At 29.0% G+C, this 355-nt stretch carries 1 protein-coding gene; it reads right to left on the reverse strand.

From position 1 onward, the window contains the following. Positions 1-164: 164 nt before the first annotated feature. Positions 165-355: aspartyl-phosphate phosphatase Spo0E family protein (locus V7183_RS16975; RefSeq protein ID WP_335360256.1), on the reverse strand; the 191-nt coding region annotated here is incomplete at its 5' end.

Here is a 355-nt window from a genome sequence, read left to right on the forward strand (position 1 = left end):
TCGAAAAATTAAAATGGATCTATATATTTCACAACTTTTTTTATACGATACGCCTTCAGAAAATTCCTCACCATGTTTTCCCACCCAATAAACTATTAATCAGAATATACATTAATAGAGATGTTAATTGTTTGTAACTACCAAACAGTTGAATTGATCCCTATTTATCTCGTTAACTGCCCACACAATGTCACATCATTTTTCTGTTCATTCATAAACCTATTAATTAGTATATCTAAATCTCGACTAAATAATACAACTTTATCATGAGCTAATCCATATTTAGCAACAAGTACACTTAACTCTTGTTTTTGATCTTCTATTTTATCTTGTAATTGTCTCATCTCCATCTCTA

The sequence above is a fragment of the Bacillus sp. JJ1127 genome, assembly GCF_036965845.1.
Taxonomy (GTDB): Bacteria; Bacillota; Bacilli; order Bacillales; family Bacillaceae_G; genus Bacillus_A.